This window comes from Pseudoxanthomonas dokdonensis (assembly GCF_001431405.1).
In the GTDB taxonomy this organism is placed as follows: domain Bacteria; phylum Pseudomonadota; class Gammaproteobacteria; order Xanthomonadales; family Xanthomonadaceae; genus Pseudoxanthomonas_A; species Pseudoxanthomonas_A dokdonensis.
On sequence record NZ_LDJL01000011.1, the window covers coordinates 466,947 to 480,843 of the forward strand.

Sequence of the window (13,897 nt, forward strand, 5' to 3'; positions counted from 1 at the left end):
AACCGAGCTCGCCCCGCTGCCTCGGCACCCATTGCCCTGCTTTCATCCTGGCGCTGTCGCAAGCCTTTGTTTACGGCGTCGTCGTATTCGATCGCTCGAATCGTTGCATCGACTCACTGATCAGAGCGCGTGCGGCCTGGGCGTCGCCGAAGCCATCCAGCGTCACTGGATTGCGTCCGGCTGGCAGATCCTTGTAGACACGGAAGAACGCCTCGATGCGCTGGCGCTCGATAGCGGGCAGATCGGCCAGGTCGCGGATGCCGGCATAGGTCGGATCGACCTTGTCGGTCGGCACGCCGATGATTTTCTCGTCGTGCTCGCCGCCGTCGAGCATCCGCAGCACGCCTACGGGCCGGAACCGGATCAGCACGCCGGGATGCAGCGGCTCGCGGGTCAGCACCAGCGCATCCAACGGGTCGCCATCACCGGCCAGTGTCCGCGGCAGCGAGCCATAATTGGCCGGATAGGTCACCGGCATCGACTGGAATCTGTCGACGTAGACCAGTCCCTGTTCGTCGATCTCGTATTTGGTGATGCTGCCGGCGGGGATCTCCACCGCCAGCATGACCTCGGCCGGAGCGTCCTTCGGCTGCGCGACGAGGAAGGGATGGACGACCGACGGCGTCGCCGCCATTCCGGTGTGACTGGCCGCCGCGCATAGCAGCACCAGTCCAGCGACTGCCCGCCACCTCATTATCTCGTCACCGTACAAGCGGGCAATGACAGCGCCCTGGCGATCTCGCGCCAGTCGAAGGCGACCACACCCTGGTCGTCATGGACGGCATACAACGCGCCTTGCGGGAACCGCGACGATGGCTGGTTGTCCACCCAGATGCCGTCCGTGTTGGCCACGACATGCCCTGCCACCGCGCCGGCATATTCCAGCGTGTCGCGTGCGAACAGATGGAAGATCGAGCGCTGCTTGCCCTGTTCCGTCGCCACCCACCAGCCCTGGTCGCCACAGGTCTTCAGCATCACGCCTTCGGCCTGGGCCAGCAGCCTGCCCTGCCCCAGCGTCTTGCCGGTGAAATGGCCATCAATGCGGTAGATCTTGAGCTCGTTGGCGAAGGACTCGTCTTCTTCGGCGATCAGCAGGCGGTCATGACTGGGATCGCCCCAGATCGACTCGACGATCCGCAGCGCGCCCGCTTCGCCGGTATCGCCAAACTGGTCTTCCAGCGTGGCCTTGGCTTGGCCGCCATCGACGCGCAGGTGGTAGCGTTTGACGCGTTTGTCCAACTGCGCCAACGGCGGCAGGATGTCCTCGCCCATCGCGTCTTCCCCGGCCATGTAGGCGTCGGTGACATAGACGTCCCAGCCGTCGCCACGCGGGTTCACCCACAGTCCGTAGGGCTTGATCAATTCACCTGCACCGAAGCTGCCCAGTGACTTCATTTCCGGCAGCGCCAGCACCTGCACCCGGTGATTGTCGCGTTCCACCACCAACGCCATATCGCCGACCACGGCAATGCCGTTGGGCCGGTTGAACTGACCGGCACCGCGGCCAGGCCCGCCGACCGTGCGCAGGCTGGCGCCGGTCAGGCCGTCATAGACCATCAAGCGATCGCTTTTCTTGGCCGTGGCCAGCAACAGGACGCTGCCGTCGGCTGCATGCCAGGTCGCCGGCGAATCGACGTTGTCCGGCGGGGTCATCGGCGTCAGCAGGCTTTCCTGCACGGTGGGTATGTCGCGGGTATCCGCTGCCGCCACATGCGCGGCGCTGCCCCGCTCGTCGGCATCCGGGCGGTCACTGCCGGTGCTGTTCGATGCACAGGCTGACAGCAGTACGGTCATCACGATCGCGGCCAGCGCCAGTGGGTTGTTCTTCATCGTATGGTTTCCTTACAGCTTGATCTTGATGCCGAGCGCGTAGCTGCGCCCGTACAGTTCGTTCTGCAACGTGTTCGCCGACTCTCCCTGGTAAAGCTCCAGCGGTTCGTCCAACAGGTTGCTGCCCTGCAGGAACAGCGACCAGTTTTTGCTGAACTCGTAGCTCATGTAGAAGTCGAACTGGGTGTTGGGCGCCACGTAGATGTCGTAGCGGGCGTCATCACCAATCGTGTCCAGGTATTCGCTGCGGTACACCGCCGCCAGGCGTGCACTCAGGCGATTCTTCTCGTAGCCGATGCTGGCGCTGTAGATCTGATCGGAGGCCCGCGGCAGCTTGAAATCGTCCTGGTCGCGGCCGTCGATGCTGGCGTCGAACGACGTATCCAGCCAGGTTCCGCTGAAGCCGACCAGCAAGCCATCCCAGCCCGATGGCAGGAAGTCCAGCTGCTGCTGCCAGTTCAGTTCGAGGCCATAGACGTCGGCGTCGCCGCCATTGACCGGGCGCAACACCTCGTAGCCCGGGAAGTCCGGATTGTCCTGGCTCAGGGTATTGACGATGTAGCCGCCGATGCGCTTGCCGAACACGGCCAGCGAAAAGATGCCCGACTCGTTGATGTAGTGCTCGAGGGAAAAATCCAGGTTCTGCGACTGGTAGGGATCCAGTTCCGGATTGCCCGTCTCGATCTCCTCGTCGTCGCGGTTTATCTTCACCCGCGGCGAGATGTCACCGAACGATGGCCGGGCGATCGTCTCGGTATAGGCGCCGCGGTACACCCAGTCGTTGCCGGCGTCGTAACGCAGGTGCAGCCCCGGCAGCACGCTGGTGTAGTTGCTGGAGACTTCGCGGCGGCTGATCGACGCGATGGTCTCCTCGTCCTCGAGATCGACCTGGTTGCCGGTGGCGTGGAACTGGGTGTTTTCCATGCGCGCACCGGCGATCACCCGCAGCGCACCAAAGTCGGCGGTGGCCATCAGGTAGGCGGCCATGATGTCTTCGGTCGAGCTGTAGTCCTCGATCAAGGACACCTCGGTGTTTGCCGCCACGTCCTTTGGACGTTCGCCGTACTCGTCCAGGTGGCCACCGATGTAGTCGTTCATGGCGCCGGTATCGACGCCATCACCGATGTCACCATGACGGTAGTCCGGGGCCGCGGCACTCCACTCGCCAAGGCTGAAGCCTGGTCCCTGACGCAGCTCGCGTTCGTCCACGTTGACGTCACGATCTCGCCAACGTCCCTTCAGGCCGGCCTTCCAGCTGATCCGATCGCCGATGAAGTCCAGGTTGACCTCTGCGCTCTTTTCCTCGTCCACGACCTGCTTGGGTGACACCACGAAGCGGTCGAACTCGTAGTTGTCGTTGCGCAGCCAGCCGTCGCCGGCGGGATCCAGGATCTCGAAACGGGGGATGCCACGCCGGGTATCGACGGTGGCGGAAAGATCATCACTGCCGTCGTAGTCGAACCGGGACTCGATCTCGTCATTCACCCATTCGTGGGTCTTGGTATAGCCGAGGCGGTAATCGACGACGATGCCGTCGCGGCGATTCTCGCCGCCGGCGCTGATTGCCAGGGCGTCTTCGTCCTTGGTGCGATAGCGGACGCGGCGGCCGAAGTCGCCCGGATCGATGCCTTCCACCAGGTAGCTGTGCGCACCGGTCTGGGTGACGTCGCCCTCGCCCAGCGGGATGATCGCGCGCAGGCGCGTCTCCTCGTCGGTGAAGCGGCTGTACAGCGTGCGCAGGAAGTAGCTGTTGTCCGCATCCGGTCGCCAGTCCAGGTTTAGGTTGGCACCGGTACGCTCACGGTTGATGGTGTACTTGCGCTGCTGCACTTCGACCGGAAACAGTTCGTCGGCAACGTCGTCATGTTCGTCATACTCGACTTCGATGTTGTCGGACTGGTAGTCGCGGTTCTGGTAGTTGACGCCCAGCGCGATGCCGAAGGTGTCGTTGAAGATGTCGCTGTAGTTGAACGAACCCTTCGGACTGGTTTCACCGCTCAGGTCCTGATGGTCGGCTTCCAGCTTGGCGCGCAGGTCACGGCCCTTGCGATCGAACGCCGAGGCCGATTCGACCTGGATCGCGCCACCGATCGAGTCGCCGGGCATGTCGGGTGTCGGCGCCTTGACCACGGTCAGGCGCTCGGTCGACTCGGCCGGGATGACGTCCAGCGGCGCGGAACGGGTATCGGATTCCGGGGTGCCGATGCTGATCCCGTCGACGCTGACCGTGTTGAGTGCCGGGTCCAGGCCCCGCACCACCACGTAGCGACCTTCGCCCTGGTCACGCGTCACGCTGACGCCCGGCACCCGTTGGATGGCCTCGGCGGCATTCTGGTCGGGGAACTGGCCATAAGAGTCGGACGACACCCCATCCTGGATCGCACTGGCGTCGCGCTTGAAGTCGATCGCGCGCATCTGCGCATCGTATTGCGGACGGACCTGGATGCCATCCAGGGTCGTGGCGTCGGCGGCGGTGGTGGCGGCGTCAGGCTGGTTGGCTGCCTGGGCATCGGACAGGCCGATGCCACCCAGTGCCAGCGTAACCGCCAGGCACAAACGATGTTTGGTATGCACGAAGATCCCCGAATGAGTTTTTTCTGGTGCGGGCACCTTATGTCCGCTGCGTTGCCGCAAAATGACAGCGAAGCGACGCGAACATGACAACCTGCTTGCAAGGCGGTCGAAAGCCTTGGCCGCACGTGCCAGAATGCGGCGGAAACCACCGTGGTCATCGTGCCGACATGAAAACCATCGAAGTCCGTCATCCCCTGGTCAAACACAAGATCGGCCTGCTGCGCGACGCCAGCCTGAATACCCGCGACTTCCGTGAGCTGGTGACCGAGCTGGGTACATTGCTGGCCTACGAGGCTACTGCCGATCTGGATACCACCACCCAGACCATGGCCGGCTGGGCCGGCCCGGTCGAGGTCACCCGCATTGCCGGGGCCAAGATCACGCTGGTGCCGATCCTGCGCGCCGGGCTGGGCATGCTGCCGGGCGTGCTGGCGCTGTTGCCGACTGCCCGTGTCAGCGTGGTCGGCTTGCAGCGGGATGAGGAAACCCTGCAGCCCCTGCCCTATTTCGAAAAGCTGGCTGGTCGCCTGGACGAACGCGATGCGCTGATCCTGGATCCGATGCTGGCCACCGGCGGTACCCTGATCGCGACTGTCGACATGCTCAAGCGCGCAGGCTGCCGTCGCATCAGGGGCATCTTCCTGGTCTGCGCGCCGGAAGGCCTGGCTGCACTTGAAGCAGCCCATCCGGATGTCGAGGTTTATACCGCTGCAATTGACCAACAGCTCAACGAACGCGGTTACATCCTGCCCGGCCTCGGCGACGCCGGCGACCGGATTTTCGGCACCCGGGTCGGGGCATAGCACGAAGGACAAGACCCGGCTGCAGCTCCATGCTTCTGTAGAGCGCAGCTCGCTGCGCTGCTTCTGCACGGCAACGAAAATCTTCGCGCGTTGATTGGCCCAGCGGAGCAAGCTCCGCTCTACGAAATACAGGCGTTCGCTTTGCTCCCCGTAGAGCGCAGCTCGCTGCGCTGCTTCTGCATGGCAACGACAATCTTCGCGCGTTGATTGGCCCAGCGGAGCAAGCTCCGCTCTACGGAATGCAGGCGTTGGCTTTGCTCCCCGTAGAGCGCAGCTTGCTGCGCTGCTTCTGCATGGCAACGATAATCTTCGCGCGTTGGTTGGTTCAGCGGAGCATGCTCCGCTCTACGAAATGCGGGTATGGACTTTGCTCCCCGTAGAGCGCAGCTCGCTGCGCTGCTCTGCGCAAATCAAGATGCATATGGCGCGGTGTCGTTGGCTAGCGGAGCAAGCTCCGCTCTACGCCAGGTCCTGGCGGTTGGCGATCCATTTACAGGCCCAGAAGGGATATTGATCGACCGCTTCGACCAGGCCACGGCGGATTGGATTATCGATCAGATAGCGCGCTTGGATGCGTAGATCCTCATCACTGCGGAGGCGATGATCGTAATACCCCGGCTGCCACACCGTCCCTGTCGTTTTCATCACCGCATTGGTCGCAATCGCTGTCCGCGACTTGAAGGCTTGCACGCAGCCGCATAGCGAATCCGCTTTCAACTCGAACATCCAATGCAGGTGTTCCGGCATCACCACATAGGCCAGGGTTTCAAGTCGCTGTTCGACTTCGCACTGTCGCATGCCCGCGATGATGACTTGGGCATTGGCGGCGCGCTGGAACAAGGGCCGGCGAGCGGCGGTGATGGTGGTGACCGTGTAGATGTTGCCAGGGCTGGAGACTCTTCCGATTTTCAGGCGCGGGCTGCTCATGCTTCATGTTTACGCAGCCCGTCCGGTTAGATCATCAGCTCAACGGCTGTTGATGTGTAGGTTGAAGCCGGGTCAGGATTCGGAAGTTTCCGTTACTGGTTTACAGCGGATAGCGGAGCCGGGGTGCACGTGCAGCGCAGCAAGCTCCGCTCTACGGTTGTGGCCTGCTCCCGTAGAGCGCAGCTTGCTGCGCTGCTCTACGAAGCCAAGGTGCACATGACACGGAATGGCTGGCCAGCGGAGCAAGCTCCGCTCTACGGCTGTGGCCTGTTCCTGTAGAGCGCAGCTTGCTGCGCTGCGCCGCGCAACCAGGGTGCACATGACACGGAGCGGCTGGCGAGCGGAGCAAGCTCCGCTCTACGGTTGTGGCCTGCTCCCGTAGAGCGCAGCTTGCTGCGCTGCTCTGCGCACACCAATGTGCATATGGCGCGGTGTCGTTGGCCAGCGGAGCAAGCTCCGCTCTACGGCTGTGGTCTGTTCCTGTAGAGCGCAGCTTGCTGCGCTGCTCTGCGCACGCCAATGTGCATATGGCGCGGTGTCATTGGCCAGCGGAGCAAGCTCCGCTCTACGCGGAGGTTGATCAGGCGGCCAGGGGTCGGGCGTGCAGTTCGACAACGGTATGGGTGACGCCGAAGCGGCCTTTTTCGTCGCGGGTGACCTGCGCCAGTGCACAGCCGGGATCGTGGGTGAAGAACAGGTGCACGTTGCGCTGCAGTTTGTCTTCGAGGAAGCGGCGCTTTTCGTCAATCAGCAGTTCGGCGTTGCGGTCGTAGCCCATCGTGATCGGCACGTGTACCCACGAGCGGCCGGGGATCAGGTCGGCGCAGAACACCACCCCGCCATGCGGTTGGCCATCGACGCTTTCCGGGCCGACGATCTCGGCCAGCATCAGGCCCGGGGTGTGGCCATCGCTGTAGCTGAAATGGACGCTGTCGCCGAGTGCCTGCGAGGTCTGGCCGTCGATGATCTCCAAGCGTCCGCTTTGCTGCAGCAGGTCAGGCAGCTCCGGGATGAAACTGGCCCGGTCACGCGGATGCGGATTGAGCGCGCGTTGCCAATGGCTGGCGCCGACGATGTAGGTGGCATTGGGAAACAACAGGCGTGCCGGCTGGCCTTCCTGCCAGGCTGCCAGCAATCCACCGGCATGGTCGAAGTGCAGGTGGCTGAGCACCACCACGTCGATGTCCTCGTGCGAAAACCCGGCCTGCTGCAGCGAGTCCAGCAATACGTGCCGGGATTCCTGCACGCCGTAGCGTTCGCGCAGGCGCGGTTCGAAGAAGGCGCCGATGCCGGTTTCAAACAACACGGTCTTGCCATTCAACGGGCTGGCCAGCAGCGCCCGGCAGGACAGCTCGATGCGGTTGTGCTGATCCGGCGCCGCCCATTTTTCCCACATCGCGCGTGGCGCATTGCCGAACATCGCGCCGCCATCGAGCTTCTGCGAATTACCGATGATGGACCAGAGTTTCATGACTTCACCTGCGTTGTTCCGCTGCCTGTGGGCAGCGGCTGGATATTCAGTGCGTGGACAGTTCGACCTTGGCCTCGCCTACATCACTGCGCGGGTCGCTGCCGCCGTCCAGTGTGTTGTCGCGCTTGTTCCATTCCACGGTCTGCAGGTTGCCCCACTGGTGGCTGGAACCGCCGGCCGAAACCTTGTCTTCAGGCAGATCGACGGTGTGGCCCATCGCCCGCAACTGTTGTGCGACTTCGCTGCTGAAGGCGCCGGTTTCGGCCGAGACCACGTCCGGCATCCACTGGTGGTGGTAGCGCGGCAACGCCGCCACCTGCTTGGCATCCAGGCCCTGGTCGTAGCCCAGCATGCCGAGCAGGACCATGGTGATGATGCGGCTGCCGCCGGGGGTGCCGAGCACGGCCACCCGGTCATCGGATTCCATGAAGGTCGGCGTCATTGAACTGAGCATGCGCTTGCCCGGCGCCGGGGCATTGGCCTCGTAACCCATCACCCCGAATGCATTGGGAATGCCGGGCAGCAACGCGAAGTCATCCATCTCGTTGTTGAGCAGCACACCGGTGCCCGGTGGAATCAGGCCCGAGCCGAACAGCAGATTGACGGTCTGGGTCGCGGCGACGCGGTTGCCTTCGGCGTCAATGATCGAGAAGTGGGTGGTTTCCTCATCCTCCAGCGGGGTCGGGTCGCCCGACAGCAGGTCACTGGGGGTCGCCTTCTGCGGGTTGATGGTGGCGCGCAGGCCAGCTGCGTAGTCGGGGCTGGTCAGGGTCTTGACCGGGACATCGACGAAGTCGGGATCGCCCAGATAGAAGGTGCGGTCGCGATAGGCGCGACGCATCGCTTCGACCACCAGATGGGTGCGATGCGCTTCATCCAGTTTGCCCAGGTCCCAGGGATCCAGAATCTGCAGCATCTCGGCCAGCGCCACGCCACCGGATGACGGCGGCGGCGCGGTGGTTACCTGCCAGTCGTTGTACTTGAAACGCAGCGGTTCGCGTTCCTTGACCTGGTAGGCGGCCAGCTCGGCGGCGGTCCACTGGCCGCCTTCGGCCTTGACCCCGGCGATCAGCTTGCGCGCCACTTCGCCGCGATAGAAACCGTCATGGCCCTTGGCGGCCAGCAACTCCAGGGTGGCGGCCAGATCCGGCTGGCGGAACAATTCGCCTTCCTGCGGCGGATGGCCTGCGGCAAGAAACACCGCCCTGGTGCCGGGGTAGCGTTCCATGACATCGCTGCGGGCGGCATAGCCACGGGCAAACCGGCCATACACCGGGAAGCCTTCGCGGGCGATGCGGATCGCCGGCGCCAGCGTGGTCTTCAGTGGCAACTTGCCGTACTCACGGGCCAGATGGACCAGTGCTGCGGGCAGACCGGGGATGCCGGCGGCCCACGGACCATTGGTGGCGCGGTCGCGGTTCATGCCGCCCTTGCCGTCCTTGTACTTGTCCGCCGTGGCCGCGGCCGGTGCGGTTTCGCGCGCATCGACAAACACGTCCTTGCCCGTGCGCGCATCGTGCAGCAGGAAGAAACCACCGCCGCCAAGGCCGGAACTGATTGGCTCGACCACCGACAACACCGACGACACCGCGACCGCCGCATCAAAGGCATTGCCGCCGGCATGCAGGATTTCGAAGCCGGCTTCGGTGGCCAGCGAATGGGCACTGGCGATCGCCGCGCCGGGCGGATGGGCGCCACGGGTACTGGCCGTGGCCACGGGAGCATCCGGGCGCTCCGCGGCATGGGCAAAAGGGCTAGACAGCAGCGCGAAGGCGAGCAGCACAGATCCACGGAATTTCACGGTGACTCCTTGCAAGACGGCACGTAACAGGATGCAGGTTAACAGTGTCCGTGGCAGCGCGCCGTCGGTCGGCTTGGCGCCCGCCGCCGGGGCCCGGCATCAGCTGACGCGGCAGCGGCCGGAGCCGGCTCAGCCAGCCTGCAGGCGACGCAGTTTGGCCAGCAGGTCTTCGTTGCTTTCAGGATGGGCCGGGTCCGGGTCGATGCATTCGACCGGACACACCACCACGCATTGCGGCTCATCGAAATGACCGACGCACTCGGTGCAGCGGGCGGGGTCAATGATGTAAATCGTCTCGCCCATCGAGATGGCCTGGTTGGGACAGGCCGGCTCGCAGACGTCGCAGTTGACGCACAATTCGTTGATTTTCAGCGACATGGTTGCTTGACCTGCCCAGGCCGCGACGGGATGCGCATTGCACGCATCCCGTGGTGCAAGGCGGGCTTACTTGGCTTCGACGAAGACGTAATCGACACCTGCCGGGGCAACCGCGGCCTGCACGCGTTCATTGTCGGCAGCATCGCCGATGAACAGCAGGCGCACGCCCTTCATGCTGTTTTCCTGCACGCCGTCAAACGAGGCCACGACCAGGTCGGCCATGCGCGAGGAAGCCGACGAACCGAAGGCCAGCAGATTGCCGCCGACGATGCCACGGGCGATGGCGGTCTGCGCCTGTTCCAGCGAACGCTGGTACTTGGCTTCGAACTCCGGGTCCGATTCCGGCGGCAGGTAGTACAGGTACGGCGAATTGGTGATGGTCCCCATGTTGCGGGTGACCACTTCGGACAGGTACGTGCGCCATGCGGCGTCGTCGTCCTTGGCCGGTGCGACCAGTGCGGCCTGCGCCTGTTCGGATTGGTCCACTTTCACCTCTTCCTGCTTCTTGCAGGCGGCAAAAGGCAGCACCAGGCAGGCGACCAGCAGCAGGCGCTTGGCAATATTGTTCATGGGTAAATACCCCTCCAGATAAGTCAGTGTTGAAGATCGTGCCACAGCATACGCATCCAGCGCGAGGAACCCCGCGCTAGCCGCGCTTCCACTGCGCTCGCAACGCCGCATCGACCGCCGGTGTCACAAACGCGGAAACGTCGCCGCCCAGGCGGGCGATTTCGCGCACCAGCGACGAGGAAATGAAGCCATATTGTTCGGCCGGGGTCAGGAACAGGGTCTCGACCTCGGGAATCAGATGCCGGTTCATGCTGGCCAGCTGGAATTCGTATTCGAAGTCCGACACCGCACGCAGGCCACGCAGCAGCACGCCGGCGCCAACCTCGTTGGCAAAGGTGGCCAGCAGGCTGTCGAAGCCACGTACTTCCACATGCGGGTGCCGTGCCACCGCCTGACGGACCAGTTCGACCCGCAAATCGAGCGGCAATGCCGGTCCCTTGCCGGGACTTTCGGCGACGCCGATGACCACCCGCTCGAACAGCGGCGCGGCACGGTCAATCAGGTCGATGTGTCCATTGGTTATCGGGTCGAACGTGCCGGGATACAGCGCGGTCCGGGTTGCAGGCACAGCCATGGTGGTTCCACCAGAAAGCAGCAGGCTAAAGTGTAACAGCGCCGTGAAGCCGGTACAGGGCATAGCGCACCTCGCGGGTGCCCGCCTCGCAGTGCAGTTGCCAACCGGCCGGCACCACAGGTGCCAGCGACAGCGGCGACTCCAGGTAAACCCATGCGTCGTCAGCCAGATGGGCCGCGATACCGTCGATGGCCGGCTGCCAGAGTTGCGCCGCAAATGGCGGGTCCACGAACACGATATCGAAGCGCCGCGCCGGCGTCTGCCGCAGCCAGGCCAGCGCATCGGTGGCGGCCACCTGCACCTGGGCGCCGGCATCCAGCCGTTCGACCACTTGCCGCAGTGAGTGCGCCAACGCGGGGTCGCGTTCGACCAGGGTGGCATGGCTTGCGCCGCGCGATATCGCCTCCAGTCCCAGCGCGCCACTGCCGGCGAACAGATCCAGCACGTTGGCACCGGGCAGGCCCGGCCCCAGCCAGTTGAACAGGGTTTCGCGCACGCGGTCACTGCTCGGCCGCAGGCCAGGGCTGTCGGCGACCGTCAACTTGCTGCCGCGCCAACGGCCACCAATGATGCGCACCTGTCCGGGCGCGGGTTTGCGGGTGGGCTTCATCAGGGGTTGCCGGGTGCCGGTGATAACATGCGTCCTATTCTCCGCGATTGTTTGGGTCATGGTCAGCTGGTTCCGACGCAAGAAGCCTGACGCGCCCGCGAGCCCGCCCGAAAAGCAGCCCGCGCCGCCGCAGCAAACTCCCGATGCTCCCACCACCGAGGCCACTGCCTTCGCGCCTGGCGCGCCGCCAGTGGTTGATGCGCCACCACACGTCGCGCACGCCGAACCGGCGCCTGCCGCCCGGCCGCCTGAAGCGGCGCCGGTGCTGGCAGCTGACGCTGCAACTGACAAGTCGCCGGCAGTGGACGATGCCGTCCCCGGCCAGGCACCGCCAGCGGCGGCCGGCAAGCCCGGCTGGCGTGACCGCCTGCGCGGCAGCGTGTTCGCGCGCAGCTTTGGTGGCATGTTCGCCCGTCATCCCAAGCTGGATGACGATCTACTCGACGAAATAGAGACCGCCTTGCTGACCGCCGATGTCGGCGTGCCGGCCACCACCGCCCTGGTTGAAGCCCTGCGCAAGCGGATGAAGGCGCGTGAGTTTGCCGATGCCAACGCCCTGCTCAAGGCCCTGCGCGCGGATTTGATCGCATTGCTGCAACCGGTGGCGCAACCGCTGCGGATCGATCGCAGCGCCAGGCCATTCGTACTACTGACGGTAGGCGTCAATGGCGTCGGCAAGACCACCACCATCGGCAAGCTGGCGCGCCGCTTCAAGGACGATGGTCACAGCCTGATGCTGGCCGCCGGCGATACCTTCCGCGCCGCCGCCGTCGCCCAGCTGCAGGCCTGGGGCGAGCGCAACGGCGTGCCGGTGATTGCGCAGGGACAGGACGCCGACGCCGCATCGGTCGCGTTTGACGCCCTGCAGGCGGCCAAATCACGCGGCACCGAAGTGTTGATTGCCGACACCGCCGGTCGCCTGCATACCCAGACCGGCCTGATGAACGAGCTCGGCAAGATTCGCCGCGTGCTTGGCAAGCTGGACCCGTCGGCTCCGCATGAAGTGCTGATGGTCATCGATGGCACCACCGGCCAGAACGCGCTGTCGCAACTGCGCCAGTTCCATGCCGCGGTCGGCGTGACCGGACTGGTGGTGACCAAGCTCGACGGTACCGCCAAGGGCGGCGTGGTATTTGCGTTGGCGCGCGAGTTCGGTATTCCGATCCGCTATGCCGGCATCGGCGAGCGCGCCGAGGATTTGCGCGTGTTCGACGCCGAGGCCTTCGTCGACGCGCTGCTGCCCGAGGCACTGGGTGGCGGCTGAGCCTGCTGCCGGCGGCGACGTCGGCAATCAACCCACATCCGACCCGGCGGCGGTAAGCAATGACCGCTTCGCCACGCGCCTGCTGCAGTGGTTCGACCAGGCCGGCCGCCATGACCTGCCCTGGCAGCACCCGCGCAGCGCCTATCGGGTATGGCTGTCGGAGATCATGCTGCAGCAGACCCAGGTCAGTACGGTCATCCCGTATTTCGAACGATTCCTGGCGGCTTTCCCGAACTTGCCGGATCTGGCCGCGGCAACGCCGGATCAGGTGTCGGCGCAATGGGCCGGCCTCGGCTACTACGCCCGTGCCCGCAACCTGCATGCCACTGCACGCATCTGCGTGGAACAGCACGGTGGTGATCTGCCGCGCGACTTCGATGCATTGCTGGCCTTGCCCGGTATTGGCCGCAGCACCGCCGGCGCGATCCTGGCCCAGGCCTGGGGCGATCGCTTCGCGATTCTTGATGGCAACGTCAAGCGGGTACTGGCGCGCTACCACGGCATCAGCGGTTGGCCGGGCACGCCCGCGGTGGAAAAACAACTCTGGCAGCAGGCGCAGGCGCATCTTCCCGACAGCCGACTGGCCGACTACACCCAGGCGCAGATGGATTTCGGTGCCACCCTGTGTACCCGCGCCAGGCCAGCCTGCCTGGTCTGCGTGCTGCAGTCCGACTGCGTGGCTTTCGCCCAGGGGCGGGTTGACGAGCTGCCGACCAGCAAGCCCGGCAAGGCGCTGCCGGAACGTGAAGCGATCATGCTTTGGCTGGAAGACGAGCAGGGCCGGGTGCTGCTGCAGCGGCGCCCGCCGACCGGCATCTGGGCCGGTCTGTGGTCGCTGCCTGAGGCGAGCGACGAAGCCGCCGCACGCGACTGGTTCGACCGCCACATCAGCGGCGACTTCGCCAGCGCGCAGGCGCTGCCGGACGTGCCGCACGTGTTCAGCCACTACAAACTCCGGATCCAGCCGCGCCGGCTGAGCGGGCTGCGCCCGCGCGACCGCGTGGGCGAGGATAATGACCTGCAGTGGCTGGACCGCGAGCAACTGCGCGCGCTCGGCCTGCCCGCCCCCATCCGCAAATTGCTGGACCGCTGAAC

Annotated in this window: 13 protein-coding genes; 3 read left to right on the forward strand and 10 right to left on the reverse strand. The window is 64.8% G+C overall.

The annotated features are described in order from the left end of the window. Nucleotides 1–70: 70 nt before the first annotated feature. Genes ABB29_RS11730 through ABB29_RS11740 form a run of 3 tightly spaced genes read right to left on the reverse strand, consistent with a single transcriptional unit; the run spans nucleotide 71 to nucleotide 4,404 of the window. On the reverse strand, nucleotides 71–694 hold the full coding sequence (locus tag ABB29_RS11730) for an inorganic diphosphatase (protein ID WP_057659201.1): 624 nt from the start codon (nucleotides 692–694) through the stop codon (nucleotides 71–73). Beyond that, nucleotides 694–1,830: an NHL repeat-containing protein gene (locus ABB29_RS11735; protein ID WP_057659203.1), complete on the reverse strand. Its 1,137-nt coding sequence runs from the start codon at nucleotides 1,828–1,830 to the stop codon at nucleotides 694–696. The genes ABB29_RS11730 and ABB29_RS11735 overlap by 1 nt, the downstream gene beginning before the upstream one ends. A 12-nt stretch (nucleotides 1,831–1,842) precedes the next feature. Then, complete coding sequence (locus ABB29_RS11740; RefSeq protein ID WP_083487837.1) at nucleotides 1,843–4,404, reverse strand: TonB-dependent receptor; 2,562 nt, start codon at nucleotides 4,402–4,404, stop codon at nucleotides 1,843–1,845. Between the two features lie 167 nt (nucleotides 4,405–4,571). Here ABB29_RS11740 and upp point away from each other — a divergent pair, with 167 nt between their 5' ends. Then, a complete protein-coding gene (gene upp / locus ABB29_RS11745) occupies nucleotides 4,572–5,207 on the forward strand; it encodes a uracil phosphoribosyltransferase (RefSeq protein WP_057659204.1) in 636 nt (211 codons plus the stop codon). 459 nt (nucleotides 5,208–5,666) lie between these two features. Here upp and ABB29_RS11750 read toward each other — a convergent pair whose 3' ends face one another. From ABB29_RS11750 to rsmD, 7 genes are all read right to left on the reverse strand, one after another. Then, complete coding sequence (locus ABB29_RS11750; protein WP_057659205.1) at nucleotides 5,667–6,134, reverse strand: REP-associated tyrosine transposase; 468 nt, start codon at nucleotides 6,132–6,134, stop codon at nucleotides 5,667–5,669. Nucleotides 6,135–6,714: 580 nt separating this feature from the next. Next, nucleotides 6,715–7,605 (reverse strand): MBL fold metallo-hydrolase, encoded by an 891-nt coding sequence (locus ABB29_RS11755; protein WP_057659206.1) that lies wholly within the window; start codon nucleotides 7,603–7,605, stop codon nucleotides 6,715–6,717. Nucleotides 7,606–7,651: 46 nt separating this feature from the next. After that, nucleotides 7,652–9,421 carry a gamma-glutamyltransferase gene (ggt, locus tag ABB29_RS11760; protein ID WP_057659207.1) on the reverse strand — a complete coding sequence of 590 codons (1,770 nt, stop codon included), beginning with the start codon at nucleotides 9,419–9,421 and terminating at the stop codon, nucleotides 7,652–7,654. A gap of 114 nt (nucleotides 9,422–9,535) precedes the next feature. After that, entirely contained in the window at nucleotides 9,536–9,784 is a 249-nt protein-coding gene (locus tag ABB29_RS11765) for a YfhL family 4Fe-4S dicluster ferredoxin (RefSeq protein ID WP_057659209.1), read from the reverse strand. Nucleotides 9,785–9,850: 66 nt separating this feature from the next. Further along, nucleotides 9,851–10,354: a hypothetical protein gene (locus ABB29_RS11770; RefSeq protein WP_057659211.1), complete on the reverse strand. Its 504-nt coding sequence runs from the start codon at nucleotides 10,352–10,354 to the stop codon at nucleotides 9,851–9,853. A 76-nt stretch (nucleotides 10,355–10,430) separates the two neighbouring features. Further along, nucleotides 10,431–10,928, reverse strand: a complete 498-nt coding sequence (coaD, locus tag ABB29_RS11775; RefSeq protein ID WP_057659213.1) for a pantetheine-phosphate adenylyltransferase — start codon at nucleotides 10,926–10,928, stop codon at nucleotides 10,431–10,433. 25 nt (nucleotides 10,929–10,953) lie between these two features. Further along, complete coding sequence (gene rsmD, locus ABB29_RS11780; protein WP_057659214.1) at nucleotides 10,954–11,538, reverse strand: 16S rRNA (guanine(966)-N(2))-methyltransferase RsmD; 585 nt, start codon at nucleotides 11,536–11,538, stop codon at nucleotides 10,954–10,956. On the opposite strand from rsmD, the gene ftsY reads away from it, so the two are divergent. Both ftsY and mutY read left to right on the forward strand, forming a co-directional pair. Next, entirely contained in the window at nucleotides 11,498–12,802 is a 1,305-nt protein-coding gene (gene ftsY / locus ABB29_RS11785; protein ID WP_425414758.1) for a signal recognition particle-docking protein FtsY, read from the forward strand. The genes rsmD and ftsY overlap by 41 nt on opposite strands. Beyond that, entirely contained in the window at nucleotides 12,792–13,895 is a 1,104-nt protein-coding gene (gene mutY, locus ABB29_RS11790; protein ID WP_425414759.1) for an A/G-specific adenine glycosylase, read from the forward strand. The genes ftsY and mutY overlap by 11 nt, the downstream gene beginning before the upstream one ends. Nucleotides 13,896–13,897: the final 2 nt, after the last annotated feature.

Bases quoted from the DNA above. Each gene is read 5' to 3' on its own strand.
- ABB29_RS11730 (WP_057659201.1), bottom strand. From the start codon at position 694: ATGAGGTGGCGGGCAGTCGCTGGACTGGTGCTGCTATGCGCGGCGGCC.
- ABB29_RS11735 (WP_057659203.1), bottom strand. From the start codon at position 1,830: ATGAAGAACAACCCACTGGCGCTGGCCGCGATCGTGATGACCGTACTG.
- upp (WP_057659204.1), top strand. From the start codon at position 4,572: ATGAAAACCATCGAAGTCCGTCATCCCCTGGTCAAACACAAGATCGGC.
- ABB29_RS11750 (WP_057659205.1), bottom strand. From the start codon at position 6,134: ATGAGCAGCCCGCGCCTGAAAATCGGAAGAGTCTCCAGCCCTGGCAAC.
- ABB29_RS11755 (WP_057659206.1), bottom strand. From the start codon at position 7,605: ATGAAACTCTGGTCCATCATCGGTAATTCGCAGAAGCTCGATGGCGGC.
- ABB29_RS11765 (WP_057659209.1), bottom strand. From the start codon at position 9,784: ATGTCGCTGAAAATCAACGAATTGTGCGTCAACTGCGACGTCTGCGAG.
- ABB29_RS11770 (WP_057659211.1), bottom strand. From the start codon at position 10,354: ATGAACAATATTGCCAAGCGCCTGCTGCTGGTCGCCTGCCTGGTGCTG.
- coaD (WP_057659213.1), bottom strand. From the start codon at position 10,928: ATGGCTGTGCCTGCAACCCGGACCGCGCTGTATCCCGGCACGTTCGAC.
- ftsY (WP_425414758.1), top strand. From the start codon at position 11,498: ATGCGCACCTGTCCGGGCGCGGGTTTGCGGGTGGGCTTCATCAGGGGT.
- rsmD (WP_057659214.1), bottom strand. From the start codon at position 11,538: ATGAAGCCCACCCGCAAACCCGCGCCCGGACAGGTGCGCATCATTGGT.